General features: G+C 64.9%; 24 protein-coding genes and 1 tRNA gene. 10 read left to right on the top strand and 15 right to left on the bottom strand.

Translation table 11 applies throughout. The features are described 5' to 3' along the window. Positions 1-4 precede the first annotated feature (4 nt). From CH276_RS23615 to CH276_RS23635, 5 genes are read right to left on the bottom strand one after another with little or no spacing between them, the layout of a single operon-like run. Positions 5-841: a glycosyltransferase family 2 protein gene (locus tag CH276_RS23615; RefSeq protein WP_032395527.1), complete on the bottom strand. Its 837-nt coding sequence runs from the start codon at positions 839-841 to the stop codon at positions 5-7. Further along, positions 838-1305, bottom strand: a complete 468-nt coding sequence (locus CH276_RS23620) for a GtrA family protein (protein WP_032395526.1) — start codon at positions 1303-1305, stop codon at positions 838-840. Before CH276_RS23620 ends, CH276_RS23615 begins: the two co-directional genes overlap by 4 nt. After that, positions 1302-2243: an NAD-dependent epimerase/dehydratase family protein gene (locus CH276_RS23625; protein ID WP_094631890.1), complete on the bottom strand. Its 942-nt coding sequence runs from the start codon at positions 2241-2243 to the stop codon at positions 1302-1304. The genes CH276_RS23620 and CH276_RS23625 overlap by 4 nt, the downstream gene beginning before the upstream one ends. Further along, entirely contained in the window at positions 2240-3292 is a 1053-nt protein-coding gene (locus CH276_RS23630; protein ID WP_176459412.1) for a glycosyltransferase, read from the bottom strand. The genes CH276_RS23625 and CH276_RS23630 overlap by 4 nt, the downstream gene beginning before the upstream one ends. A 14-nt stretch (positions 3293-3306) precedes the next feature. Beyond that, entirely contained in the window at positions 3307-5559 is a 2253-nt protein-coding gene (locus CH276_RS23635; RefSeq protein WP_094631891.1) for a hypothetical protein, read from the bottom strand. A gap of 149 nt (positions 5560-5708) precedes the next feature. Between CH276_RS23635 and CH276_RS23640 the strand changes: the two genes are divergently transcribed. From CH276_RS23640 to CH276_RS23655, 4 genes are all read left to right on the top strand, one after another. Further along, positions 5709-7511, top strand: a complete 1803-nt coding sequence (locus CH276_RS23640; RefSeq protein ID WP_094631892.1) for an N-acyl-D-amino-acid deacylase family protein — start codon at positions 5709-5711, stop codon at positions 7509-7511. Next, the gene (locus tag CH276_RS23645) at positions 7508-8113 is read left to right on the top strand and encodes a TetR/AcrR family transcriptional regulator (RefSeq protein WP_094631893.1); all 606 of its coding nucleotides are present in this window, start codon (positions 7508-7510) and stop codon (positions 8111-8113) included. The genes CH276_RS23640 and CH276_RS23645 overlap by 4 nt, the downstream gene beginning before the upstream one ends. Further along, positions 8110-8943, top strand: coding sequence for an alpha/beta fold hydrolase (locus CH276_RS23650; RefSeq protein WP_094631894.1), 834 nt, complete (start codon positions 8110-8112; stop codon positions 8941-8943). The genes CH276_RS23645 and CH276_RS23650 overlap by 4 nt, the downstream gene beginning before the upstream one ends. A 111-nt stretch (positions 8944-9054) precedes the next feature. After that, the gene (locus tag CH276_RS23655; RefSeq protein ID WP_094631895.1) at positions 9055-10947 is read left to right on the top strand and encodes a glycosyltransferase; all 1893 of its coding nucleotides are present in this window, start codon (positions 9055-9057) and stop codon (positions 10945-10947) included. Here the strand turns inward: CH276_RS23655 and CH276_RS23660 are convergent, their stop codons facing one another. The 5 genes from CH276_RS23660 to CH276_RS23680 are packed head-to-tail and all read right to left on the bottom strand — an operon-like array spanning position 10948 to position 15111. Then, the gene (locus CH276_RS23660) at positions 10948-11811 is read right to left on the bottom strand and encodes a TylF/MycF/NovP-related O-methyltransferase (protein WP_094631896.1); all 864 of its coding nucleotides are present in this window, start codon (positions 11809-11811) and stop codon (positions 10948-10950) included. Between the two features lie 52 nt (positions 11812-11863). Then, positions 11864-12766, bottom strand: a complete 903-nt coding sequence (gene glfT1, locus CH276_RS23665; RefSeq protein ID WP_094631897.1) for a galactofuranosyltransferase GlfT1 — start codon at positions 12764-12766, stop codon at positions 11864-11866. Then, entirely contained in the window at positions 12759-13598 is an 840-nt protein-coding gene (wzt, locus tag CH276_RS23670; protein WP_045198036.1) for a galactan export ABC transporter ATP-binding subunit Wzt/RfbE, read from the bottom strand. The genes glfT1 and wzt overlap by 8 nt, the downstream gene beginning before the upstream one ends. A gap of 10 nt (positions 13599-13608) precedes the next feature. Continuing rightward, the gene (gene wzm, locus CH276_RS23675) at positions 13609-14490 is read right to left on the bottom strand and encodes a galactan export ABC transporter permease subunit Wzm/RfbD (RefSeq protein WP_094632161.1); all 882 of its coding nucleotides are present in this window, start codon (positions 14488-14490) and stop codon (positions 13609-13611) included. A 36-nt stretch (positions 14491-14526) separates the two neighbouring features. Next, positions 14527-15111, bottom strand: coding sequence for a bacterial proteasome activator family protein (locus tag CH276_RS23680; RefSeq protein WP_032395518.1), 585 nt, complete (start codon positions 15109-15111; stop codon positions 14527-14529). 176 nt (positions 15112-15287) lie between these two features. Here CH276_RS23680 and CH276_RS23685 point away from each other — a divergent pair, with 176 nt between their 5' ends. After that, complete coding sequence (locus CH276_RS23685; RefSeq protein WP_032395644.1) at positions 15288-16493, top strand: cysteine desulfurase-like protein; 1206 nt, start codon at positions 15288-15290, stop codon at positions 16491-16493. 75 nt (positions 16494-16568) lie between these two features. Here CH276_RS23685 and CH276_RS23690 read toward each other — a convergent pair whose 3' ends face one another. Both CH276_RS23690 and mgrA read right to left on the bottom strand, forming a co-directional pair. After that, positions 16569-17558, bottom strand: coding sequence for an NAD(P)H-quinone oxidoreductase (locus tag CH276_RS23690; RefSeq protein ID WP_094631898.1), 990 nt, complete (start codon positions 17556-17558; stop codon positions 16569-16571). A 113-nt stretch (positions 17559-17671) separates the two neighbouring features. Then, a complete protein-coding gene (gene mgrA, locus CH276_RS23695; RefSeq protein ID WP_094631899.1) occupies positions 17672-18706 on the bottom strand; it encodes an L-glyceraldehyde 3-phosphate reductase in 1035 nt (344 codons plus the stop codon). A gap of 77 nt (positions 18707-18783) precedes the next feature. Here mgrA and CH276_RS23700 point away from each other — a divergent pair, with 77 nt between their 5' ends. The 3 genes from CH276_RS23700 to CH276_RS23710 all read left to right on the top strand — a co-directional run bounded on the left by CH276_RS23700 (position 18784) and on the right by CH276_RS23710 (position 20380). Continuing rightward, positions 18784-19296, top strand: a complete 513-nt coding sequence (locus CH276_RS23700; RefSeq protein WP_045198045.1) for a MarR family winged helix-turn-helix transcriptional regulator — start codon at positions 18784-18786, stop codon at positions 19294-19296. Between the two features lie 59 nt (positions 19297-19355). Continuing rightward, positions 19356-19445: transfer RNA gene (locus tag CH276_RS23705), tRNA-Ser, on the top strand. A gap of 122 nt (positions 19446-19567) precedes the next feature. Next, the gene (locus tag CH276_RS23710) at positions 19568-20380 is read left to right on the top strand and encodes a formate/nitrite transporter family protein (RefSeq protein ID WP_094631901.1); all 813 of its coding nucleotides are present in this window, start codon (positions 19568-19570) and stop codon (positions 20378-20380) included. A 16-nt stretch (positions 20381-20396) separates the two neighbouring features. On the opposite strand, the gene CH276_RS23715 is transcribed toward CH276_RS23710, so the two are convergent. Beyond that, positions 20397-21320, bottom strand: a complete 924-nt coding sequence (locus CH276_RS23715) for an RluA family pseudouridine synthase (RefSeq protein ID WP_176459413.1) — start codon at positions 21318-21320, stop codon at positions 20397-20399. A 78-nt stretch (positions 21321-21398) separates the two neighbouring features. After that, positions 21399-21749: an excalibur calcium-binding domain-containing protein gene (locus tag CH276_RS23720; protein WP_094631903.1), complete on the bottom strand. Its 351-nt coding sequence runs from the start codon at positions 21747-21749 to the stop codon at positions 21399-21401. 142 nt (positions 21750-21891) lie between these two features. On the opposite strand from CH276_RS23720, the gene CH276_RS23725 reads away from it, so the two are divergent. Both CH276_RS23725 and CH276_RS23730 read left to right on the top strand, forming a co-directional pair. Next, on the top strand, positions 21892-22095 hold the full coding sequence (locus CH276_RS23725) for a DUF3072 domain-containing protein (protein ID WP_032395510.1): 204 nt from the start codon (positions 21892-21894) through the stop codon (positions 22093-22095). A gap of 291 nt (positions 22096-22386) precedes the next feature. Beyond that, positions 22387-23433, top strand: coding sequence for an alpha/beta hydrolase (locus CH276_RS23730; RefSeq protein ID WP_094632165.1), 1047 nt, complete (start codon positions 22387-22389; stop codon positions 23431-23433). Here the strand turns inward: CH276_RS23730 and hisC are convergent. Beyond that, entirely contained in the window at positions 23422-24474 is a 1053-nt protein-coding gene (hisC, locus tag CH276_RS23735) for a histidinol-phosphate transaminase (RefSeq protein ID WP_094632163.1), read from the bottom strand. The two genes, CH276_RS23730 and hisC, sit on opposite strands and share 12 nt — an antisense overlap. Positions 24475-24505: the final 31 nt, after the last annotated feature.

Consider the following 24505-nt stretch of genomic DNA (forward strand, 5'->3'; position numbering starts at 1 on the left):
GGGACTAGCTGCTGCGCGACATCCGGTGGCGCAGCAGCAGGTACACCGCGCGACGCATGAACGACGTCATCAGTGCCTTGGCGTTTCCGATGCGAACGTCGTTGTCGGACAACAGGCTCGGGTCGCTGGCCTGTAGTGAGCGGTGGAAGTCGGCGGCCTGACGTGCCTGCTGCGTCGCAAGCTCCACACTCCACTGCCCCGAGTTGATGCGGAACGATGCCAGTGGTCGGGGAATTGCCACGATGTCGCCGCGGAGCGCGACAGCGATGAACGTGGCCTGATCGATCAGGTAGGGATGGCTGTTGTCCCACAGCCCGATTTCGCGGAGCTCCGCGAGCTTCATCATGACGCCGCCGGGTTCGCCGAAGATGTTGGCGCCGGCTCGGACTGCGGTTCGCGCGGCAACTCGACCCGAGACCGTTCCGTGCAGGCCGCCGAGCCCGCGGGCGGCGATCACCGTCTTGCCGTAGGCGTCGATCAACGTCCGCTGAGAGGCGACCAGAACGGCGGTCGGGTTGTCGTCGAATGCTTGGACCTGAGTCGCCAACGCGGTGGGCGCGATGGTGTCGTCGCCGCAGACGAGTTTGATCAATTCGCCGGTGGCCTCTTCGGTGACCCGATTCCAGTTGGCCTGCGCGCCGCCACCGGCCGGGGTCGTCAGCACACGAATGCGCGGGTCGTCGAATTTCTGCGCGACGGCGAGGGTGCCATCGGTCGACGAATGATCGGCGATGACCAGCTCGAAGTCCGTGAAGGTCTGGGCGAGAATCGAATCGATGGTCTCGGCCAGGTACTCGGCGTTGTTGTACGCCGGGACGACGACGGATACACGGGGTGTCATGGTGTGGGGGCCTGGCTCTTTCTGCGGAACGAGAAGTCGCGGTAGCCGAAGAAGCTGACGACTGCCATCACTGCTGTGACGACCAATTGTGAAGGGATGGGCGGGAAGTGGAAGACGGATACGGCGATCGTCATCAGGGAGATGTTGGCGACGAAGGCGCCGAAGTTCACGACGAAGAAGCGCAGCAGATCGCGTAGGAAGTGCCCACGCACGCGGAACACCAGGTATCGGTACATCGCGAACGCGCACAGCACGTTGCAGAGGTAGCCGAGCACGATCGCGGCGTGATATCCGTATCGCTCACCGATCAGCAACTGCCACAAGATGAACCACGCGGTACCCAGTGCAGTGTTGACGCCTCCGACGAGCAGGAACGCGATCTTCTGATTCTTGACGATGCGCATCAGCGGCCCCGGTGCGCCGTTCATCCCGGCCGGGGGAGCGGGGGTCTGTGGTTCGGTCATCGACCGACCCCCAATGCCTCACGGGTCGCGAACAGTGTGGAGGCGATTCCTGCGGGCAACGTGCGGTGCGTTCGACGATCGATCTGCGGCCAGACCGTCGAGCGCAGTCGCAGATCGCGACCTTGGAACACCGCGAGCGGCGACGCCGCCAGCACCACGTTCGGTCGACGGCGGAACACCGTCCGGCAGGCTCCGAGGATCGAGCCGATGGTGACGGCCTCACCGGAGGCGAAGATCTTGATCGTCGGCGAGTGTCGTTGCGTGGCAGACATACCGAGAGTGTCGGCGACCATCTCCGCCGCGTCGGACACGTACAGGTAGTCCCGCAACGTGTCCATCGGTACGTAGATGGAGACGGGTGAGGCCATGAGGTAGCCCCGGCACAGGTGTGAGATCAGGCCCTGCGGCTTCGCGAGGTTCTGGCCGGGCCCGTAGAGGTTCGCGAACCGACCGATGGCCACGTTGATCCCGGTGCGTTCCCCGAACTCGGTCGCGATGGCCTCGGACTGTAGTTTCGCGAAGCCGTAGTCGCCCAACGGAACCGGCCGTGTTCCTTCGTGATGCGGGGCTCCGGTCGCACCGGCGTAGACGCCTCCGGCGGACGAAGCGAGGAATACGGTTCCGGTGCCCGCGCGGTCGCCGGCGGCACTTTCGATGCGCGCCAACACGGCTCGGATCAGGCCGTTCTCTTCGGCGAATTGCGCTGCGCTGGTTCCGTTCACACCCGCACCGGCGGCCCAGATCACGTTCCACGTACCGTCGGAGAAAGAGTCGAAGAACTCCGAACAGCGCTGCAGCAGAGCTTGTTCGGCAGATTCCCTGTCCGACCACGGGATGGTGCTGGTGTGCACTCGGTGCCCGCGACGACCGGCCTCGCGGGTCACCGCAGCGCCCAGGAGTCCGCCGCTGCCGACGATCCACGTGTGCGTTGCGGTCACGCCGACGGTGTGTTGTCGGTCGACTGTGGAGTTTCGACTGATCCTGCAGGCGCGGTGCGTCCGAGGGGGCCGTTTCCCGGATCGGTGACGATCAGGTACGGCGGCTTGCCCATGGCCGTCTTGACGTTGACGCCCACGTACTCGGCCACCACGCCGAGGGAGAACAGAGTCGCCCCGAAGCCGAACAGCAGAATCACCATCGTCGATGCCCAGCCTCGCACCTCGGCACCGGAGTCGAAGACGAAGTACGACACCAGTACGTAGGCCACCAGAATCAGGCCGAGTACCGCGAAGGCGATGCCGATGAAGCTGACCAGCCTCAGGCCCTTGGTGCCGCTCGAGAGCACCATCCGCCAGAAATGCGAGAGCAAGGTGCGCAGGCGGTAGCCCGATCGACGGTCCACCTCTTCGCGCAGCGCCACCGGGCTGGTCGTGACGTCGCCCGCGATCCACCCGAGTGCGATGTCCAGGTACGCCTCCGAACCGGCGTAGGCCGCGACGGAGCGGCCGACCTCACCGAGCACCAGGCGATAGCTCTGATAGTCGACGGTGTTGTCCCCGGCCAGGGCCTTGGCGATCAGCCATTTCGCGCCGCGGGAGGCGGTGTTGCGCCACAGTCCGTGCGGTGCGACGTTGGTGGGCTTGGCGTAGACGACTGTGGACTGCCGGTCGAGGGCGGTGTCGAGCATGCCGCCGATGGCTGCCGGGTCGTGCTGCCCGTCCTCGTCCATCGTGACGATCCATTCGCCGCCGCTGGACGCCATGCCGGCGAGGGTGGCGGGGTGCTGGCCGAAATTGCGACTCAGCCACACTCCACGAACGAACGGGTGCGCAGCGGTCAGCCGCCTGATCACCGCAGCGGAATCGTCGGGTCCGTGATCGAAGACGAGCAGAACTTCCTCGACGATCATCGGCCGCCCGACGGGGGTGTGAGTCACCTGCGTCAACGGAAGGATCTCGTCCATCAACGCACTGAGGGTCCGTTCACCCTGGTAGACCGGCACCACGATGGAAATGCGGTGCGGATCAGCAACAGAATCGTCGGACATCACGAGGGCCTACCCTATCCGTTCCCGCTGTCGCCATCGAACTCCGGCGCGGCAGGGCTTCTGCGTCGTCGCACATCGAGTACCACCAGACCGACCAGCAGCAGCACCCCGCCCGCCATCGCGGCGAGTCCGAGACGTTCGCCGGGCGGCCGGAAGGTGATGTGCAGATCTGCGTTCTCGGTACCGGGCGGCAGGTCGACGTAGAGGAAGATGTCGGCCAAGCCCTTGGTCTGCAGCTCTTCACCGTTCAGGGTCGCGGTGTAGCCGGGCCAGGCCAGACGGGAGAACACGACGCTGCCGCCGTTCGGAGCGCTGACGTCGACGTGCTCGGAGTCGGCGTCGGACGATCGAGGTTCGGCCGTGGCGTTCACGGTCGCGACGACGCGTCCCGACGTGGCGGGAATCAGTCCGTCGACGCGTTCGAGGACGTAGATCTGGCGGGCGGACTCGGGCGTGGGAGCGGTCACCCACTCCCAGCCTGCGGGTGCGGGCCGTGCATTCGCGAGCGGATACTGGTTCTTCTGCAGCACGATTCGATCGAGTTGCATCAGATCGGCGTAGGTCTTGCCGGTGTACGGCTCGATCTCGAACACGCGCCGGAAGGCGTCCTCGCAGGTCGATCCCTCGTGCTCGAAGCACAGCAGGTTGGCGAAGTCGAGATATCCGACCGGGGTGTACGCGTTGACGTAGTCCAGGCCCATGATTTTGGCGGAGTTGCCGTACACCTGGGAGTGCCAGGGCAGCTTGGGGTCGTCGGGTCCGTCGGCCTCGGTCTCGGTGAGCGCACGGCTGCCGAGTTGCAGAGTCGCGCCCTGCCACTGCGGGAACTCGGCCTTGGCCTCGGATTGGGACGCGGGCAGCCACCACTTGTCGAAGGGTGGTTCGTAGGTGGCCACCTGGTACATCGCGACCGGCGCGATGGTCACCAGCAGCAGTGCCGCGGTCGCGCGCGTGGAGAACCGGTGGGCCAACAGCAGGGCGAGTGCTCCGACGAGCAGGATCACCAGCGCAGCGAGGACATGGCGGCCGAAGAACTCCGGGCCCGAAGAACCGGCCCGCAGCAGCAGCACCAGCGTCAACAGGCCGGCGGCGAGCAGCCGGGGCCGTAGCTTGTCGAGAGTGCCGTACCGGCTGATCAGGGTGACCACGAGAATCAGCGCGACGAGGGCGACGAACGGCAGGATGCGGGCGGGCCAGCGGATCGGTCCGATGTCGCTGGGGCCCGCGGTGAAGATCAGGGCGAACGCCAGCATGATCAGCGGGGCTGCCAGCTCGCGCAGAGCCGCGGGTACTCGACGCCATGCGATGAACGCCAGCGCGGGCACCACGAACCAGGCGATGTAGGTGACCGGCGATTCGGTGGTCTCGCCCGCCCAGGATTCGATGCTGGTCACAGCGGTCGGGATGCTCGCGGTCAGCGATTCCGACCACGGTGCCGTCAGGAAGTTGTCGTTGAACGTGCCTTCGTCGCCGCTACGCCAGGTGACCGCCGAGGTGAGCACGCCGGGCAGGAACGTGACGGCCCCGCAGGCCGCGGCGGCGATGCCTACGGCGCACACCTTCACTGCCGGACGCCACAGCCGCTGGAACAGGCGTTCGCCGATCGCGACGGATCCGATCATGACTCCGGCCATCACCGCGGCGTGGACGTATCCCACGCTGATGGCGAGGTAGAGGAAGACGAACGGCACGATGGGGCCGGTGCGGCCGCGGGCGTAGGACACCGAGCTCGCCCACGCGTTCATGATCCACGCGGTACCCATCAGTGCGGTCACCCACGAGGTGTTCTCGAAGAACAGCGTGAAGCCGACGAACGGTGCGCTCGCGCCCGCTACCGCGGCCCAGTTCGCCCGCGCTCCGTAGGCCAGAGCGACGCGAAAGACGCCCCAGGCCAACAGAATCGAGAATCCGAGTTTGACGACCGTGGCCAGCAGCACCAAGTTGTCGATCGACGGCGAGATGTAGTTGATCGCCATCTGCACGGGATTCCACAGGCCGCCCTGGCCCTCGACCGGGTAGTTGCCTGCCATCCACTGATCGAGCACCAGCGAGGGGAAGTGCCCGTCGCGCATGATGCGTCCGAGCTGGAGCCAGTTGGGTACGGCACCCGATTCGGTGTCGTCGATGTAGAAGAAGCGGGGATCGACGCTGAGCACAAGGAGGTAACCGAGAACGACGACTGCAGCGACCGCTGCTCCCCACGCGAGGCGCTCTCTCCTGCTGTCGGGCAGGGCGGCGCGCGCGATCTGGGTATCCGTGGGGGTCAAGGGTCAACTCCGTGAGTGCGGGCAAAGACACCCGACTGTAGCTCCCGAGGTGTCCGGGAACCGAAACGTCGACGCGTGTGACCCGCAGGTGTTGGCGGAAAACCGACTATTGCGAGCGATCACTCTCTAAGTTAGATTGACGTGACACTATGACGGAGGTCACATTGAACTCGAACACTGCTTTCGACGTCGTCATCACCGGCGGCACCGTCTACGACGGGTCCGGCGGTCCCGGAGTGCGAGCCGATGTGGGCATCGTCGACGGTGTCGTGCGGGCCGTGTCGGCCACGCCGCTCGAGGTGGGTCCGGCGACCGAGGTGGTCGACGCCACCGGCAAGTGGGTCACCCCGGGCTTCGTGGACGTGCACACCCACTACGACGCGGAGGTGCTCGTCGGCCCGGGTCTCGAAGAGTCCGTCCGGCACGGGGTCACGACGGTTCTGCTGGGGAACTGTTCGTTGTCGACGCTCTATTCCACTCCGGTCGACATCGCGGATCTGTTCAGTCGGGTCGAGGCGCTGCCGCGAGATCATGTGCTCAAAGCCGTCGATACGCACAAGACGTGGACCAGCCCCGACGAGTACATCGCTGCGCTCGAACGACTGCCTCTCGGTCCCAATATCGCTGCTCTGGTGGGACATTCGGATCTACGGGCGCACGTGATGGGCTTGGATCGCTCGACCGATCGCAGTCAGCGGCCCACCCGCGAGGAGTGGCGCGCCATGTCGGACGCGCTCGAGCAGGCACTCGATGCCGGACTGCTCGGGATGTCGACGATGACGAACCCGTGGGACAAGTTGGACGGCGATCGGTACCGGTCTCGGTCGTTGCCGTCCTCGTACGCGCGGTGGAGCGAGTTCCGTGCGCTGCACAAGATCCTGCGTCGACGCGGCCGGTTGTTGCAGAGCATTCCGAACCTGAACACCAAGTACGACATGCTGTTCTTCCTCGCATCGGCCACCGGGATCGGCCGCACTCCGCTCAAGATCTCGCTGCTGGCGGCGGCCGATGCCAAGGCGTCGCCGTGGATTCATCGCGTCTTCGGCCCGCTCGCGCGCATGGTCAACGGACCGGGCAGGGGCCAGTTCCGCTGGCAGCATCTGCCCACCACGTTCGACGTGTACTCCGACGGCATCGACCTGGTGGTGTTCGAGGAGTTCGGATCGGGCCGAGCGGCTCTGCATCTACGAGAAGAGTTGGGACGCAACGAGTTGCTCTCGGACGAGGCGTACCGCCGCTGGTTCCGCGCCGACTTCGAAAAGAAGTTCAGCTCACGCGTCTGGCATCGAGACTTCGCCGACGCCGAGATCACCGAGTGTCCCGACGCGTCGGTCGTCGGCAAGAACGTCGCCGAGGTCGCGGCCGAGCGCGGTGTGCACGTGGTGGACGCGTTCCTCGATCTGGTGGTCGAACACGGACGAAAACTGCGCTGGCACACCACGGTGGCGAATCATCGCAAGCGTCAGATGGACAAGCTGATCAACCAGCCCGGGGTGACCGTGGGGTTCTCCGACGCAGGCGCTCATCTGCGCAACATGGCGTTCTACAACTTCGGTATCCGGTTGCTGCACCGCGTGCACGATGCGCAGAGCGATCGCAGGCCGTTCATGACCGTGGAGAAGGCCGTGCACAAGCTCAGCGGCGAATTGGCCGACTTCTACGGTGTCGACGCCGGACACGTGCGGGTGGGTGATCGAGCCGACATCGTGGTGATCGATCCGAATGGGCTGGACGAGGAGGTCCTGGCCTATCGGGAGGAGACCATGCCGGAGTTCGGGGGCCTGAGCCGCATGGTCAACCGCAACGACCGCGCTGTCGCCGCCACTCTGGTCGCGGGCCGAGTGGTGTTCTCCGGCGGCACCTTCGCTCCGTGGTTCGGTGTGTCGGAGCGGGCCGGCAGTTTCCTGCGGGCGGGTACCCCGACGGCTCCTCGTCGCCGGGAGCGTGTGTGAGCCCGAGTCAACAGCAGCGCCGGACCGAGACGATCGGAAAGTTGCTCGACGCGACGATCGCGTCGTTGTGCGAGAAGGGCTATGCCGCAACCAGTGTCAGTGAGATCGTCGGCCGCGCCGGGGTGTCCTCCGGTGCCATGTTCCGACATTTCGACACCAGGCTCGACCTGATCGTCGCTGCGGCCGACGAGGTTCGTCGCCGCCAGTTCGTCGAGTTCCGTCATGGCCTGTCCGGTTTCGGTAGCGCGTCGATCGAACACTGCCTCGAACTGCTCAGGGCAGCGTGCCGAGCCCCGATCAACGGTGCGTGGTACGAGCTCCTGACCGCAGCCCGCAGTGACGAAGAGCTGCGAGAGAGGCTGCAGCCCTTCACTGTTCGCTATCACGAGCAGATCGCCGAACTCGCTCGCACACTACCGATCGCAGGCGCGCTCGACCCACGGCATCTCGAGACGGTGATCTTCAGCGTGGTGCATCTGCTCGACGGCGAGGCGTTGGCCGCCGTGGTGCACCCGCAGCCCGAACAGGAGGCCATGCGGCTGAGGATGATTGCGCACCTGTTGCGCGGTGGCACTTTGCAGGCCCTGAGCGACGCGGGATGACCCACTGGACGGTGCGCACGCCCGGCGCAGAACTTCCCGTCGTCGAGCACGGGAACCCGGAGGCGCGCTCGACGGTACTGCTGGTGCACGGCTATCCCGACAACCGCCATGTGTTCGATCCATTGATCGCCGAGCTCGGCGACCGGGTCCGGGTGATCGCCTACGACACGCGAGGCAGCGGAGCGTCCGCGCTCGAGCCCGCAGCGGACGTGTCCATCGAGCAACTGGCGCGCGACGCCTTCGCGGTGGTCGAGTCGATACCGGGGCTGACCGGGAAGGTCCACGTCTTCGCCCACGACTGGGGGTCGGTCCAGATGTGGGAGGCGATGGCCTCGCCTCGCGCATCCACCGCTTTCGCGTCGTACACGTCGGTATCGGGCCCGAGCCTGGGTCACCTGCGGCAGGTGGCGCGGGCGCGGCTGGTGCGACCGCAGCGTTGGCCGTCGCTGCTCGGCCAGTTGGCGCGGTCCTGGTACGTCTTCGGGTTCCACGTGCCCGTGCTGGGCACCCGGGTTCCGGGATTGCTGGCGCGCCTGAATGCCGCGGGCGAGCCGACCCCGACGGCGGCCGACCAGCAGCGCGGCATCGCCCTGTACCGCGCCAACGTGCTCAGGCGTCTGCTCGGCGGACCCGTCCCGCGCTGCGCCGTCCCGACCACCGTGGTCGTCCCGACACACGACCGCATGCTCTCGCCCAACCTCACCGACGGTCTGGATCGATGGATCCCCGACCTGCGCGTCGACCGGGTCGATGCGGGCCACTGGTGGCCGTACACGCACCCGGTCGACGCCGCTCGCGTGCTGATGGCGAGGGTGCGGGAAGCGGAGTAGACGGCGAGCGTCGGACGGATCGGTCGGGGGCTGTGCAACCATGGTCAGTGGTCTTCTTCTCTCCACGGCCGCACAGAGCCACTACTCGAACTGGATGGGGTACTTCTCGGTATGGACGGCACTGCTCTCGATCGTCTCGGCTCCGCGTCGAATTCGTCGGCTGTTGCCGGCGGTGACGGTGAGCCCGAACTGACAGTCCAGAGACTGCTGTTCGACGGTCCGTCGCCCCTGGTCAGTGCCGATATGTACAGCTCGGTCGGCAAGGGCAACGCCGAGCGCACCCGCACGGGCGCTCGGATCGCCAAGCGCAGCGTGGTGCACACCAACAGCTACTTCGGACGGTTCCCGGCCAGCTACTGGCAGCGGTGGACCACCGTCACCGAGGTGGTGTTCCGGGCGAGCGTCGCCGGTGCCGGTCGGATCGATCTGGTGGCCACCGATTACAAGGGCCACGAGCGCACGATGGCCAGTACAACGGTCGATTCCGCGAACGCGTCGACTCAGGTGGCCGTCCCCGTCGCCACCACGCAGTTCCTCGACGGCGGTGCGCTGTACGTCCGCTTCACCACGACCTCGACCGAATTGTCGGTGCAGGACGCGGAATGGACCGTCGCCGCGCCGGAGAAGCTGCGTCCCACCTCGGTGGTGATCTGCACGTTCAACCGCGCCGACGACTGCGCCAACACCGTCGCTGCCATGGCCGACGATCCCATCGCCCTGCTCGGGGTCGACAACGTCTACGTCGTCGATCAGGGCACCGATCAGGTGCAGACGCGCGAGAAGTTCCAGCGCGTCGCGGCGGAGCTCGGCAGCAAGCTCGTCTACATCACTCAGCCCAACCTCGGCGGCGCAGGTGGATTCACCCGCGGGCTCTACGAGGTGCAGGGTAAGGGCGGCGACCCGGCCAATGTGATCTTCATGGACGACGACGTGCTGTGCGAACCCGAGGCGATCGTGCGCATGAACTCGTTCGCCAACATGACCGTCGAGCCGGCGATCATCGGCGCCCAGATGCTGTACCTGTTGCACCCCGATCGCGTGCACGTCGGTGCCGAGGTGGCGAACCTGCAGAAGCTCGAAGCCGGAGTGCACGTCAAGAACGCGATCTCGGACAAGAGTGCGTTCAAGCGCAAGCGTCAGCAGGACGTCCGGGTCGACGCAGGCTACAACGGTTGGTGGTCGTGCCTCATCCCGTCCGAGATCGTCGGGCAGGTCGGCTACCCGCTGCCGCTGTTCTTCCAGTGGGACGACATCGAGTACGGATACCGCTCGCGTGCAAACGGATTCGCCACCGTGACGCTCCCGGGCGCAGCTGTGTGGCATGCCGACTTCGCGTGGAAGGACTGGGACGAGTGGCACCGCTACTTCAACCTGCGCAACGGCATGATCACCGCCGCCCTGCACATCGAACTCGACGGTAAGGCGCTCGCCAAGCAACTGTTCACCGATCTGCTGCGTTACCTGGTGTCGATGCAGTACGGCATGGCGTACACGCTGATCAAGGCCGTCGAGGACTTCCTGGCCGGTCCGGATTATCTGCTCGACGGCGGAATGGACGCTGCCGGTTCCATCCGGCGCGAGCGGGCTGCCTACGGAGAAACCAAGCGGCACAACGCCAATGACGTTCCGGGTGTGCGTCCGGCGGATATGTTCATCACTCCCGCCGGTCCGCATCCGAAGAAGAGCATGGAGTTCGCGGTCCTGGCCAAGCGCGTGCTCAATCAGTGGCGTGGCACCGTGAATCCGGGCCCGGTCGCCATCTCGGCCGACGATGCCCACTGGTGGCACGTGTCGCTGTTCTCCCACGCCATCGTCACCGATCGCTCGCAGGAGGGCGTCCGAGTTCGCAAGCGCAACAAGGCGCATGCGACCGAACTGCTCAAGCGCGGCGTCACCGCACTCAAGCGTCTGCGCACCGAGACGCCGACGGTCGCCGCGTCCTACCGCGCCGCCGTGCCGCAGCTCACGAGCCGAGAGAACTGGGCTCGCCTGTACGGGCAGTAGCTAGTTCGCGCGGACCTTCGGGGCCGTGCGAATACGGACGACGACCTGTTCGTTGTCGGCGGTGTAGCCCAGGTAGTCGAACTCGGTGCCGGTGCGTGCGACGAATTCCGTCCACGCCCGGTATTCGTGGTTGCGCCAGCCGGGGAAGTTGAAGTATTCGTCGAACACGATGACGGTGCCAACAGCCAGTCGATCGGCCACCAGATCCAGCACGGTGACCGTCGACGAGTACAGGTCCGCGTCGAGGTGCAGGAACGCCAACTTCTCGTGGTGCCCCTTCAGAAAGCCCGGCAGCGAGTCCTCGAACAGGCCGGGGACGATCTGCGCGCCCGGCACTTCGGGGATGGTGTCCTGCTCGAACAGGCCCTTCGGAAAGCCCGTGCGCCACGTCTCGGGTAGGCCGGAGAAGACGTCGAATCCGGCGACGACGGTGATGTCCTTCCGCGCGCTCAATTCCTCGGCGATGATCTCGAGCGTGGTCCCGCTGGCGACGCCGAACTCGAGCGCCATACCGCGAATGGAGACCTCGCCGAGGGCGAAGCGCAGCGTCGCGTGCGGCCGTAGGAACGTCGGGGCCTGCGGCATCATCTCTTCGGCGAATTCTGCGCTCTGGGCGGCGGCTTCGACGTCGGAGGCGTACGGGATGTCCCGACGCATCCGCATCTCGAGACCGCGGATGAACGCGTGCAGATCGTCGATCTCGCGTCGTTGGCGTTCGAGGACGTCGAGCAGTTTCGCCTGCTGATCGCTCGTCTGCTCGGCCAGCTGCGCGGTCTGCTGAGCCAGAACCTCGCCGATCGCTCGTTGAAGCTTCTCCCGTGCCGACGACTTGATGCGATCAGCGAGCTTCCGAGGTTCCGTCATGGGCACACGGTAGCGGTATCACGCGGGTGCGCGCACCCCATGGTGGACGGCTCTACGGTCGACGAAAGTGTTCCCGACGCCCCAGCCCGCGCAGCCGGAACCACTCGGCCAGACCCTTCGGGTTGCGGGTGGTGATCAGGAAGAACCAGGTGAAGCGAATCCACTCCTGCGGCAGCAGCTTTCGCATACCTGGCTGCGACATCAGGTAGCCGCGGTTGCGGTACGTGAAGTAGCGCTTGGTCGCGTCCTCCGGGTACTGCGTGTGCATCCGGCCGCCGAGGATCGGCTTGAACTCCTCGGCCCCGTTCGGGTGGACGTAGGCGGCGGTGAGGCAGGTACCGAACTTCAGGCCCGAGCGCTGCAACCGACGGTGCACCTCCACCTCGTCGCCGCGGACGAACAGGCGCAGATCCGGCACGCCCACCGCATCGATCGTCGACGCCTTGAACAGAGCGCCGTTGAACAGCGACGCGATGCCTTCGAGAAGATCGTCGTCCGGGTTCGCCGGGTCGATCAATTCGGACCGGAGCCGACGCCATTCGACGCCGCGGCGCAACGGGAAAGCCAATCGGTCCGGATCGGCGATGTCGCAGACGACGGGGGAGACCTCGTCGAGTCCGTGTGTGATGGCGCAGTCGTAGAGAGTCTCGAGTACCTGCGGGCCCTCGGGGCGGCCGTCGTCGTCGGCGAGAAACACCCAATCGGCACCGAGGGAGAGCGCATACAGAATCCCGAGCGCGAACCCGCCTGCACCGCCGAGATTGTGCTGCGAGCCGAGATACGTCGTCGGCAGGTCGATCGACTCCACCAGTTCGCGTACAGCGGGCTCATCGGCATTGTCGACGACGACCAGATGGTCGAGCGGACGCGTCTGCGCGCCGATCACGTCCAGCGACAGCGCCAGCAACTCACGCCGCTTGTGCGTGACGATGACGCCGACGATCTTGTCAGCCACCGGCCGTATCCTCTGGTCGTTCCGCAGGCTTCACTCCTGCGTCCTCCCGCTCGATCTCTTTCAAGATCTGGGCGACGTGGTCTCCCGCGTCATCACCGTCGTACGCCCGCACCACGTCCTCGATCCCGCCCTGTTGGCGAATCTGGCCGTGATCGATCCACATCGCGGTGTCGCACAACTGAGCCAGGAACTCGTTGGAGTGGCTGGCGAACACCAGGATTCCCGAGCGCTTCACCAACTCCTGCAGCCGATGACGCGCCTTCTTCATGAACTCGGCGTCGACGGCTCCGATGCCCTCGTCGAGCAGCAGGATCTCCGGGTCGATGCTGGTGACCACGCCCATCGCGACGCGCACGCGCATGCCCGTCGAATACGTGCGCAGCGGCATGTCGAGATAGTCACCGAGTTCGGTGAAGTCGGCGATCTCGTCCATCTTCGCGAGCATCTGCTTGCGGGTCTGACCCAGGAACAGGCCGCGGATGATGATGTTCTCGTAGCCGGAGATCTCCGGGTCCATACCGACGCCCAGATCGAACACCGGCGCGACGCGGCCGCGGATGGTGGCGCTGCCCCGCGTCGGCTCGTAGATGCCCGAGAGCAGACGCAGCAGCGTCGACTTGCCCGCGCCGTTGTGTCCCACCAGTCCGACGCGATCGCCGTCCTTCAGGTTCATCGTGATGTTCTTGAGCGCTTCGACGACGACGACGTCGGAGGAGTTGCGGTCGATGGCACCGCCGGCCTTACCGAGGAATGCCTTCTTCAGCGACCGCGTCTTGGCGTCGAATATCGGAAAGTCGACGCATGCGTCATGGGTACTGATGCTGATGGACAACTGCTGACCCCTAAACCCAGTAGGGCACGCGGGCCCGGTACTTCTTGAGAGCGAGAATGGCCAGCGCCCATCCGACGACGGTGAAGCCGAGCACGATGTACCAGTGGTACGCCTGCTGATCCTCGCCGATCAGGGGGGCTCGGATGATGTCGAGGTAGTGGAAGAGCGGGTTGATCTCGACGAGCTTGGCGCGATTCGCAGCCTCACCGCCCATCGACTCGAGTCCCGAGGTGGTCCAGACGATCGGTGTCATGAAGAACATCAGCGTGACGAAGCTGCCGAGGATCGGGGCGATGTCGCGGTAGCGGGTGGCGACGATGCCGAACAGGATCGACACCCATATCGCGTTCAGCAGAATCAGCACCAGCGCCGGGATCGCGAAGACCACGGTCCAGTGCAGACCGCCCTCGGGCCAGAAGATCGCGATGATGATCACGTAGATCAGCATGTTGTGGCCGAGCAGCAGCAGCTGACGCCACACCAGGCGATAGACGTGCACACTCAGCGCGCTGGGCAGCTGTTTGATGAGACCCTCGTTGGCGACGAAGACGTCTCCGCCTTCGAGGATCGCGGCACTGATGAGGTTCCAGATGATCAGACCGACGGTGACGTGCGGCAGGAACGACCGCAGGTCGATGTCCAGGAGTACCGAATACAGAAGGCCCATGGCGATCGCCTGCACACCGGTGGCGATGGTGATCCAGAACGGACCGATCACCGATCGGCGATACCGCTGCTTGATGTCCTGCCAGCCGAGATGCAGCCACAGCTCGCGCTGAGCGAAACCGGTTCTGAGGTCGCCGAACGCGCGCCGATAAGTCTGTGAGTCCGAAACCGGAGCAGGCATCTGTTCTCCTGCCTCGCTCTCGGGATCCTTCGCTGGTGCCGACACGACGGTCGACACTACCTCTTCACAGGTGTCGACTCTTTACAAGTACTGGCCGGTGCCACTACCACCGTGACCTGCGCCACCAGGAGCGCCCATCACGCCGGGAGGCAACGCGCCCTGCCGCATCTGCTCGAGTTGAGCTCGCGCGGCCATCTGCTGAGCGAACAGGGCCGTCTGGATGCCGTGGAACAGGCCTTCGAGCCAGCCGACGAGTTGAGCCTGCGCGATGCGCAGTTCTGCGTCGGTGGGGACCACGTCGTCGCCGAAGGGCAGAACCAGGCGCTCGAGCTCGTCGCGGAGCTCCGGTGCCAGGCCCTGTTCGAGTTCGTGGATGGAGGACTTGTGGATTTCCTTCAGCCGCGTCCGGCTCGCGTCGTCGAGCGGTGCGGCGCGCACTTCCTCGAGAAGCTGCTTGATCATCGTGCCGATACGCATCACCTTCGCCGGCTGCTCCACCATCTCCGACAGGCCGGATCCATCGTCCGATCCATCGTTCGTGGAGGATCCGGCGGCGCGGGCCGCAGCGGCCGTCGCTTCCTCGCGGCTCAGGGCGAGCGGTTCTCCGTTGGGGCCGATCACAACAACGTGGTCGTCGGGCGCACTGTTCGGCTCGGATTGAGTCATATATCCATCTTTACGCCTCGCTCGCCGTTGCGCGATCGTCTGGGGCGATTATCCTGGTTCGGTCGTCGGGAACAAGTGGAGGCCGGGAGGATCGAGCGTGCGAGGTGGGCAACCGTTCCCTGGCGAAACAGGACGTGGAACACATGCTGCACCGGTCGGCGCTTAGAGTGTCCGGCATGGGTTACGACGTCGCGCGAGTGAGAGGGTCCATCCCCTCGCTCGGCGACGGGTGGATTCATCTCGACCCTCAGCTGGGCATGCTGATCCCGGACCGCGTGTCGACCGCCGTGTCCACCGCTTTCCGGCACAGTGCCTCCAATCATTCGGCCGGCAACACCGCGGCCAAGCGCAGCGCAGCTCTCCTGGAATCCGCTCGCGTCGCCATCGCCGATCTCGTCGGTGCCTATCCGTCCGGTGTGGTCATCGGTCCCGACCGCGCGACGCTGCTGTCCTGGCTCGCGGATTCGATGAGCTCGCGGCTGGGGCTCGGAACCGGCTTGGTGCTCTCGCGACTGGACGAGGAAGCGAACGTCGCGCCGTGGCTGCGGGTCGCCAGCAGATCCGGCGCGCACGTGCGATGGGCCGAGGTCGAAATCGATACGTGCGAGTTGCCCACGTGGCAGTTCGATGACCTCATCACCTCGACCACTCGGCTCGTCGCGGTTACTGCGGCATCGCCGATCGTCGGCAGTGCACCCGATGTTCGGGTCGCAGCGGATCTGGTGCACGAGGTCGGTGGGCTGATCGTGGTCGACGCGGCCGGAGCGGCCCCCTACGCCCACGTCGACATCAAGGAACTCGGAGCCGACGTCGTCGCGATCGACACCGCCGCATGGGGCGGGCCGTCGGTCGGTGCGCTGATCTTCCGCGATCCGACGCTCCTGGAACAGTTGCCTTCGATGTCGCTGAACCCGTCGGCGAAGGGGCCTCAGCGGCTCGAGGTCAGCGCGCATCAGTACGCGTTGTTGGCGGGGGTGGTCTCGTCCATCGACTATCTGGCCAATCTCGACGACGCAGCGACCGGGACGCGTCGCGAGCGCCTCGAGCTGTCGATCGGATCCCTGCAGCATTACCACGACGGCCTGTTCGATTACCTGATGAAGGCGCTCGAATCCCTGGACCACGTCATGGTGCTCGGCAATGCGCCGACGCGTATTCCTACCTTGAGCTTCACCGTCGATGGTGTTCCCGCGGTGAAGGTGTCCGAGCAACTCGCGCAGGCCAGAATCGGCAGTGTCAGCGGAGTCCACGGTGGCAGTCGGTTGCTCGACGCATTGGGCGTCAACGACGAGGGTGGTGCCGTCACCATCGGTCTGGCTCCGTACACCACCCGCTACGAGATCGATCAGCTCCAGGCTGCGTTGTCCGCTCTCGCGCTCTAGCGGGAGCGGCTCCGCCGCACGTGCATAGAAGTTCGTAGTGGGCTACGAACTTCTATGCACGACCTGAGGCGCACATCACTGCACGCGCAGGATAACCTTCCCGATGGTCTCGGCCTCGTCGAGCATTCGATGTCCTTGCGCTGCTTCGGTTATCGGGATTTCGGCGTGTACGACGGCAGTGACGCGGCCCTCGGAGATCATCGGCCACAGGTGCGCGGTCATGTCTGCGACGATGTTCGCCTTGCTCGACGGCCCGGTTTCGGGGCGGCCACGCAACCCGGCTGCGTGCACCGAGCCGCGCTTGGCGAGGAGTTTTCCGAAGTTCAGCTCGCCCTTCACGCCGCCTTGCATGCCGATGGTGACGACGGTGCCGTCCATGGCCAAGGCGTCGATGTTGCGGTCGAGGTACTTCGCTCCCATGTTGTCCAGGATCAGGTCGGCACCGTGATCCTGTGTCTGTGAACGTATCTCGGTGACGAAGTCCTGGTTCTTGTAGTCGATCAGGATGTCGGCTCCGAGGTCTGCGCACATGTCCAGCTTGTACTTCGAGCCGGCGGTGACGGCGACGGTGACGCCCATTTGCTTGGCCAATTGGATTGCGTGAGTTCCGATTCCGCTACCACCACCGTGGACGAGCAGTACCTGGCCCGAGCGCATGTGTGCATCCATCACCAGGTTGGACCACACTGTGGATGCGACTTCCGGAAGTGCTGCTGCCACATGCAGATCGAGGCCCTGGGGGATGGGAAAGAGCTGGGTGGCGGGTACGGCGACCTGCTCGGCGTACCCACCGCCGGCCAACAGGGCGCACACCCTGTCGCCGACGTTCCAATCGCTGACGCCCTCGCCGAGCTCGGAGATGATGCCCGAGCATTCGAGTCCGAGAATGTCGCTGGCACCCGGGGGCGGCGGATAGTTGCCTTGACGCTGCATGAGATCGGCACGGTTGACGGCGGTGGCCGAGACGTCGACGATCACCTGCCCGCGGCTCGGACGTGGGTCGGGAACCTCGGTCCATTCCATGACGTCGGGGTCGCCGAATTCTTTGAGTGTGATGGCACGCATGTCTCCATAGTGCGCCTCCGGCGGCAGGAGTGGAGCCTGCGGCACGACCCAGATGAGCAGTGGTGCGGTTAGGTGCCCCAGGGGGCACTCGCCCGCACCACTGCCGCAGGCACCTACAGGTCCCAGAGATTGATTCCGAAGTCCTCGGCATGCGTGTCGATCTCGGCGAGTTCGGCATCGGTGAAGTCCAGGTTCTGCAGTGCCGCCACGTTGTTCTCGAGCTGTTCGACGCTCGATGCGCCGATCAGTACCGAGGTCACGCGCGGGTCGCGCAGGGCCCAGCTCAGGGCGAGTTGTGCGAGGGACTGGCCGCGAGTCGAGGCGACGTCGTTCAACGCCCGGAGGTGCGCGATGTGGTCGTCGGTGAGCCAGTCCGGATTCAGCGATTTGCCCTGCGCTGCTCTCGAATTGGACGGAACGCCGTCGAGGTACTTGTCGGTGAGCATGCCCTGGGCCAGAGGTGAGAAGGCGATGACGCCTGCGCCGACGGCATCGAGGGTGTCGAGCAGTTCGGGTTCGATCCACCGATTGACCATCGAGTAGCTCGGCTGATGGATCAGCAGGGGAACGCCCGCGTCGGAGAGGAGGTCCGCCATTTTCTGCGTGCCCTCGGGCTTGTACGAGCTGATGCCCGCGTACAGCGCTTTGCCCTGCTGGACAGCGCTGATCAGTGCGCCTGCAGTCTCTTCGATCGGGGTGTCGTGGTCGGGCCGGTGGCTGTAGAAGATGTCGACGTGATCGAGTCGCATCCGCGTCAACGACTGCTCGAGCGAGGACAGCAGGTATTTCCGAGAGCCACCGAAGCCGTAGGGGCCGGGCCACATGTCCCAGCCGGCTTTGCTGGAAATGATCAGCTCGTCGCGATATCCGGCGAAGTCCTCGGAGAAGATGCGGCCGAAGTTCTTCTCCGCGCTGCCGTACGGCGGGCCGTAATTGTTGGCCAGATCGAAGTGCGTGATACCGAGATCGAATGCGCGACGCAGGATCGCGCGCTGGTTCATCAGCGGTACGTCGTCACCGAAGTTGTGCCACAGCCCCAGTGAGATCGCCGGTAGCCTCGGCCCGCGGGACCCCACTTGCCGGAAGAGCATGGACTCGTAGCGATCGGCGGCGGCGACGTACGGCGGGTCGATGTTGGGATCGGTCATTCTTTGACCTTAGGGCGCTGTACCGAACAGGGCCTCGAACCGCGTCAACCTACTCGTGGGTAGATTTCCTGCCTAAGATGACACGCGTGACGGCCGAATTAGCCATTGGTCCCGGGGGGGACCCGCAGTGGCTCGACACTGCGGAAATGAAAGCATGGCGCGCCTATATGGACGGCGGGCAACGATTGATGGGGGTATTGAACAAGGATCTGCAGGATCGCCACGACCTGTCGATGGCGGAATACCGAATCCTGGTGATGTTGTCGGAATCGATCGACGGCTCCATCAGAATGAGTGAGCTGGCCGACGGCGTCCTGTCCTCGAGAAGTCGCCTGACGCATCAGATCAGGCGAATGGAACTCCAGGACATGGTGACTCGCAGTACCTGCGTCAACGACGGCAGAGGCGTGCTCGCGGTGATCACCGAGGAAGGCCGTCGGCGATTGGCGGAGGCGGCACCGACCCACGTCCGCAGCGTCCGTCGGCACCTCATCGACATTCTCTCGCCCCACGAACTCGAGGTGCTCGGAGACATCTTCGAGAAGGTCGACGCCGCGATGGACGCGTCCGGTTCCACACCGCGACGATGAGCGGCGGACGACGAGGGGCGATTGGGCCTCGGCCCGCCGGGCCGTTTAAGATCGCACACGGAAGCGTGGCAGAGCGGCCCAATGCACTCGCCTTGAAAGCGAGAGACGTGTAAAAGCGTCCGGGGGTTCAAATCCCTCCGCTTCCGCCACACGTTCGTTTCGGAATCCGGTCCACCCGCATGGGTGGACCGGATTCGTTTGTCCCGGTCGAAGCTGATCTCCGTCGCGACCTGCTTGGTATCGATCCCGGCTCAGTGGGTACTGCCTGTTGATGAGTGAACAAGCGCGGCGCAACGACGGCGACAACGAGGGGCCTCTGGAAGAGGAGCTCGAGGACAGTTTCGACGCTGTCGTCGAGGAAGGTGCAGAGCGCTTGCATCGCACCGTGCGTACGGTCCTGATCACAGGATTGTTCGGCGGGCTCGAAGTTTCCCTGGGTGTGATGGCGTATCTGGCTGTGCTGGACGAGACCGGCAGCCATCTGCTGGCAGGTCTGGCGTTCGGCATCGGCCTGGTGGCCATCTACCTGGCACACGGTGAGCTGTTCACCGAGGACTTCTTGATGCCGATCGCCGCGGTGGTGGCCCGCAACGGAACTCCGCTGCAGCTCGCGAGGCTGTGGATCGGCACGCTGCTGGCGAATCTGCTGGGTGGTTGGCTCGTGATGTGGTTGATAGCGCACGCATTTCCGCAGTGGCAGAAGGTGTTGTCCGAATCCGCGCAGCATTTCGTTCACGCACCGCTCGATCTTCGGTCGGTCTGTTTGGCGGTTCTCGGTGGCAGCACGATAACGCTGCTGACGCGCATGCAGCAGGGTACGACGTCGGATGTCGCGCGGATCATCGCCGCCATGGGGGCAGGCTTCCTGCTCGCCGGGTTGCAGATGTTCCATTCGATTCTCGATTCCCTGCTGATCTTCGGAGCCATCCACGCAGGCGCAGACGTGAGTTATCGAGAGTGGATCGACTGGTTCGGATACACGGTGCTGTTCAACATCATCGGGGGCGTCGTGTTGGTCACCGCGCTGCGTCTGGTGCGCACAAAGGAACTGGTGAAGTCCGAACGTGACCGGAATCCCGAGTAGTCAGCGGCGACGGCAGTCATGGACTGCCATCCGACACCCAACGCTCCAGGCTCAATCCGGTCTCGAAGCGTCGCACAGATTTGGAAATAGGATCGATGAATTCGATTGCACTGGCGAGTAATTGAAGTGGATCAGTGAAATCGTCGACGGCCCGGTTGGTGGCAGTCGGGTAGAGGTCGTCGCCGAGGATCGGCACCCCGAGCGAATTCATGTGCAGTCGCAGTTGATGAGTGCGGCCGGTCGACGGTGTCAATCGATAGCGACCGAGTCCGTCTCGATGCTCCAGTAGTTCGACGGTGGTGTGCGCGTTGGGTTCTCCGGGCACCTCGTGGGCCGTGAATTGTCCTCTCTCGGAGACGATTCGGCTGCGAACGGCGGTGGGCAGGGTCAGTGTGGGGTCGTACGAAGCGATCGCCTGGTACTCCTTGTGGACCTTTCGATCCTGGAAGAGCGTTTGATATGCGCCGCGCAGGGTCGGATCGACGACGAACAGGACCAGGCCCGCGGTGACGCGATCGAGTCGGTGAGCGGGCACCAGTTGTGGCAGGTCGAGTTCGAGACGCAATCGCACGAGCGCGGTCTGCAGAATGTGGCCGCCGCGGGGGATGGTCGGAAGAAAGTGGGGCTTGTCGATCACCAGCAGCGCGTCGTCGCGGTACACGATCGAGATATCGAAGGGCACAACGGTTTCCGACGGCAGATCGCGGTGGAACCAGACCGCCTCACCGGGAACGTACGGCGCGTCGGAGGAGACGGGACCTCCCATGTCGACGATCTCGCCGGCGTCGAACATGGCGTCGATCCGGTGTGCAGGGATTCGTAACTCGGTCGCCGTCAGGAAGTCACGGACGGTGCGCCAGGTGCCGTCCTCGGGCATTCGGATGCGCGCGGGGTCCAGGCCGTGTCGCTTCGCCAGGGGAGGTTGCTGGCGTCGTCTCACCGAGTGAGCGTATCCGCCCGCCGAGATCGCACTTATGCAGGCATTTCGCGATGATCTGCCCGCATAAGTGCGAATTCGCTACTCGCAGCCGATGCCGTCGTCGTCGCGATCGAGATGAGGCCCGTAGCCGTACTCGTCCCGATAGACCGGAGCGGCACCGGCGTCGCGGGCCGCATCGCAGTTCTCGTACTGGAAGGCGCCGCCCTGTTGGGGTGCCGGGGCAGGAGCACCTTGAGGCTGTGGTGCAGGAGTGGGTGCCGCCAGCGGGGCCGGAGGCGGTGGGAGCACCGGGCAGAACTGAGCCGAACCGCTGTTGCAGAGGAAATCGGTGATCGGATCGGCCGAGGCGACGGCCGGTGCGGACACCAGGACGGCTGCAGCGATAGCGCCGCTGATGCCGAGCTTGACCAGCAGATTCTTCGTCTTCATGAGGCTCCAATCGAGGGGGTGTGATCTGGAGCATCCTCGACCGTTTATTGAACTGTCAATCAAGTCATTCGGGTGATCGACGTCGCGACCAGCAAAACCCGAGCGTGTTTGGAACCTGCCGATTCGGCGTATCTACGAACGTATGAGCGAAAACGAGCAGGTCAACCAGAACCCCGAGAAGGATCCCGACGATTGGGTCACCGGTGACGAGCCGATGACCGGCCCACAGAAGAGCTACCTGAGCACCCTTGCGCAGGAAGCCGGCGAAGAAGTTCCCGAGGGTCTCAACAAGGCGCAGGCTTCGGAGATGATCGACAAGTTGCAGGGCGAAACCGGCCGCGGCTGAATCGACCCCCAGAGGTCCACTCGATGTGACATCGACCCCCCGAAAGACCACCGAATGTCACATCGAGTGCCCTCGTGGAAAGTGTGTCCACGAGGGCATCCGACCAGGTAGGCCGTTCTGTCTCGAGTACATGTAACAAAGGATCACGCGGACTTTTGGACCTGCATGTGCGCGGCTATTGTGAGCGAACCCACAGCTTTAGCGTGCGCGCATATCGGTGGGTACGTTGAGTGACGGATGTTGTTCGTGTTGCGCCCCGTGAGGGTGCGCAGGGGGAGGATGGGCAATCTGATGCACCGCCGAATGTTGGCAGTAGCGGGCACTGCTCTGGCAGTGTCGCTGCTGGGGTCGGGTCTCGCCGGGGCGCAGCCGCTCCCCGGTACCGGCAGTTCCGATGGCGGCGGTGTGGCTCCCGGAATCACAGCTCAGTCCCTGCCTCTGGCATCGGCACGGATCGATCGTGTGGACATGTTGACCGACCGCCGCGCAGCGGTGTGGGTGGAGTCGCCTGCCATGGGCCGCGCCATCCAGGTTCAGGTTCTTCTTCCGGCCGCGCAAGCGGTGTCACGTCCGACGCTCTACATGCTCGACGGTGTGAGTGCCGGCAAGGAATCCGATTACAAGGAAAGCACCTGGACACAGAAGACCGACATCGTCGATTTCTTCGCGGACAAGCAGGTCAACGTCGTGCTCCCGGTCGGTGGATCGAGCAGCTACTACACCGACTGGAATGTTCCGGATCCGGTGCTCGGTGTGAACAAGTGGGAGACGTTCCTGACGTCGGAGCTGCCGCCGCTGATCGATGCGCGCTTCAACGGCAACGGCACCAACGCGATCTCGGGTGTCTCGATGGGTGCCCAGGCCGCGATGGACCTGATCACCCGTCACCCCAGCCTGTACACCGGCGTCGCCGGACTGAGCGGTTGCTACGACAATTCGCAGACCAACTTCAAGGATGCGGTGCGCGCCACCGTCGCCACCAACGGCGGCAATGCCACCAACATGTGGGGCGAGAACACCGATCCCCAGTGGGTCGAGCACGATCCGTCACGTAACGCCGAAGCACTCCGCGGCAAGGACGTCTATCTGTCCGTCGGCACCGGCCTGCCCGGTCCGTACGAGCTCGGCCCCGGTGGTAGCGGAGTCGAGGGTGCGCTGATGGGCGGACCACTCGAAGCCGCCGCGCTGTACTGCACGACCGTGTTCGATACTCGACTCCGGTCGCTGGACATCCCCGCGACGGTTGTCTACCGCCCCTACGGCATCCATCAGTGGCCGTACTGGCAGGACGACCTGCGCGAATCCTGGCCTACGCTCGAGCGCGCGCTAGGGCTGTAGAGCGAACTTCAGAAACGCGTCGTTCTCGTGCGGGTCGCCGATGGTGACCCGCACTCCGTCGTTTCCGTAGGCGCGCAGCAGTACGCCCTGTTCGGCTGCAGCAGCGGCGAATTCACCCGAGCGTTCGGCCAGCGGCAGCCAGACGAAATTGGACTGTGATGCGCCGACGTCGTAGCCGCCCGCAACGAGAGCGTCTCGTACCCGGTCCCGTTCCACGATGAGGGCATCGGTCCGGGCCAGCAGCTCCGCCGACGCCTCCAACGACGCCACCGCCGCATGCTGTGCCACGGTGCTGACGGCGAATGCGATCCGCACCTTCGACAGCGCCGTGATCACCTCGGGATCGGCCACCGCGTAGCCCACCCGCAAGCCGGCGAGTCCGTAGGCCTTCGAGAACGTCCGCAGCACGATCACGTTGCGTCGTCCGCGTGCCAACTCCACTCCGTCGGTGTGATTGCCTGCGTCGGGTCGGGTGTACTCGAAGTAGGCCTCGTCGAGGACCACGAGAATGTTCGACGGTACCGCGTCGAGAAACGCTTCGAGCCTCTCGCGCTGGACCACGGTTCCGGTCGGGTTGTTCGGGTTGCAGACGAAGATCAGCCGGGTGCGGTCGGTGATGGCGGCGAGCATCGCGTCGAGATCGTGCACATGGTCGGCGGTCAACGGAACCAAGACGGGTGTCGCGCCTGCGACGCTGGTGACGATGGGGTAGGCCTCGAACGAGCGCCAGGCGAACAGAACTTCGTCGCCGGGGCCGCAGGTGATCTGAACGACCTCCTGGCACAGCGAGACGGAACCACTTCCGACAGCGACGTTCTCCGTGGCAACGCCGAGTTTCTTCGCCAGTGACTCGACGAGGGCGGTCGCTCGATTATCGGGGTAGCGGTTGACGCCGCCGACGGCCTCCGCGATCGCGTCGCGCACGCTCGGCAGCGGTCCCTGCGTCGTTTCGTTGCTCGCCAGTTTGATCGCACCAGGAAAGGTGCGGCCGGGAACGTAGGCGGGGATGGCGTCGAGGTCGGGGCGGATGCGCGCGGTCACGGCTGCCATTATGCGCCCAGGTTCGGGGTTG

It is taken from the genome of Rhodococcus sp. 06-470-2 (genome assembly GCF_002258235.1).
Taxonomy (GTDB): domain Bacteria; phylum Actinomycetota; class Actinomycetes; order Mycobacteriales; family Mycobacteriaceae; genus Rhodococcoides.